This is a genomic window from Agarivorans sp. 1_MG-2023, assembly GCF_030548385.1.
GTDB lineage: Bacteria > Pseudomonadota > Gammaproteobacteria > Enterobacterales > Celerinatantimonadaceae > Agarivorans.
In genome coordinates this window covers 1-1803 of the sequence record NZ_JAUOSJ010000030.1, presented here as the reverse complement: position 1 = coordinate 1803, position 1803 = coordinate 1, and the positions used below count along the sequence as shown (strand labels likewise).

At 39.6% G+C, this 1803-nt stretch carries 2 protein-coding genes; both read right to left on the bottom strand.

Going from position 1 to position 1803, the window contains the following annotated elements; translation table 11 throughout:
• Positions 1-109: 109 nt before the first annotated feature.
• Positions 110-808: a hypothetical protein gene (locus tag Q4592_RS21745; RefSeq protein WP_303516928.1), complete on the bottom strand. Its 699-nt coding sequence runs from the start codon at positions 806-808 to the stop codon at positions 110-112.
• Positions 809-921: 113 nt separating this feature from the next.
• A complete protein-coding gene (locus tag Q4592_RS21740; RefSeq protein WP_303516927.1) occupies positions 922-1515 on the bottom strand; it encodes a hypothetical protein in 594 nt (197 codons plus the stop codon).
• Positions 1516-1803 lie beyond the last annotated feature (288 nt).

Below are 1803 nucleotides of genomic sequence, written 5' to 3'. Positions count from 1 at the left end.
CATTCAAGTTTTCTATGCCGGTGCCAATCGGTAGGAATAGACTTGTGCGAGTTGACAGCGGGGATCATATCAACGCCGCGTTCACCGGCTTGTCCGGTGCAACGCTTTGTTAGCCTTTCAGTTTTTTGATTAATGTCTCAGCTATTTCAACACCCAATTCGATACGTTTTTTATCGATATTTTCCGCTGTAGAATGTACTTGGGTATTTCGAATCATGCGCAATTCGGTAAGCTGATTGATATCTTCCATTTCCAATACACCCTCACGCATTGCCATTTCCCATTTGAACGTATGACCTGTGTCAACACCGGAATCCTCAAATGCTTTGCGAACCAATGTCTCCACTTCGTTAAAGAGCAATATGAGATTCTCTAGTGTGACCTCTGTACCTTTCGGATCAGCCTTAACACCAAATAGATTATTCAGTAGAACAGCTGCTATCTGCCTATAAGCATCCAAATATCGGCGATCTACACCTAAGCCTGTTCCATTGTGATATAGCTGATTTCTTATACGATGATAATGCTCTATATCACCATCATCCAAACCAGCAAGTTTTGGTCGAGCTTTGCTAAATAGAAGATCAACCATTTTAGGAAAGCTATTTCCGGCGTCCTCTACTTCCTTTCGTTGGAATTTTACGCCCGATATTTTTTCTGGGAGAGACAGAAAGGTTCTGATTGAGGTCTCAACGGAATTATCAACGCTAATGAAAGCGATCCTGCTATCAAAAGCGGTATCAAGCTGAATGTGCGAGTCGGCATGTCTTAATAATTCTAATGAGCCTGACGCCCAGGTTTCTTCCATATTCGATCTCTAATTTGTGAGGCTAACGCCGCACTAAGCGGACTAAAATAGTGGGTTATAATGTGTAGCGAAGCGAAACCTAACCCACTGTTTTAGTCCGTTTAAGTGCCTTGTTAGCCATTAGTTAAGCTGGAGCTTAATTTCTTTGTCTTTACCAAAGCTTGATAAAGCTCTGGTAAAGCTTTTTTAACATATTCAGTTAATGGAATAGATGACGCCCCATCCGATGACATACCTATTACTGTATTTAAAAACTCAGGAGCGACAGTACCACTACTACGTTTATCGACTTTCTTCAAAGCAATTAAATCTTTTAAATACTCTTTAAATTCACTATCTACTAGCCCCTTATTCAAAATTGATAGGGGTGGATGTGTTTTCTTGATTGCAAAGTAATTTTTAGCTTGGAGTTTCAGTTCTTTCTTTTCTACATAGCCATAAACCAAAAAGTGATGATTATCTCGACCTTTCAGTTTTTTGGCTGCCTTACCATAGCAAGTAAACTTATCTACTTCTGACTTTAAACTATTCATGTCGCGTTTGAATTCAACTAGAATTAACTTTGCATCAGCAGAAAATATCCCATCACCTGCCATTTCTTGAATTCCTGACAGTGGAGCTGCAAAATCAAGCCCACTCTCTTTAGCGGCATCCAAAACGAACTTATATTCGACTGTTTTTTCCCACCAAATTGCCTGATCCGTCATTAAATACTCCTTATGGCTAACAGTTTATTAAGAGGAAAAATTCCGTGTTTAAACAAGGAATTTTTCCTCTTATCACGCATTTAATGAAAACCAGATTATCACTTTTCCCTTGCATCATCAGCCACCTAAGACAAGAAATAACAAAAAACTCAGCACGAAAGGATGCAAGTGTTTGTGGAAAGGCGGAATCTCAAAAAGGCTGTGTGAAAAAGGCTCTTCACCGAATGCAGTGGAAAGACTTTCAACTGTGTTGAGCTAGGGTAATATCAGCACACCCTTTTCTATTAT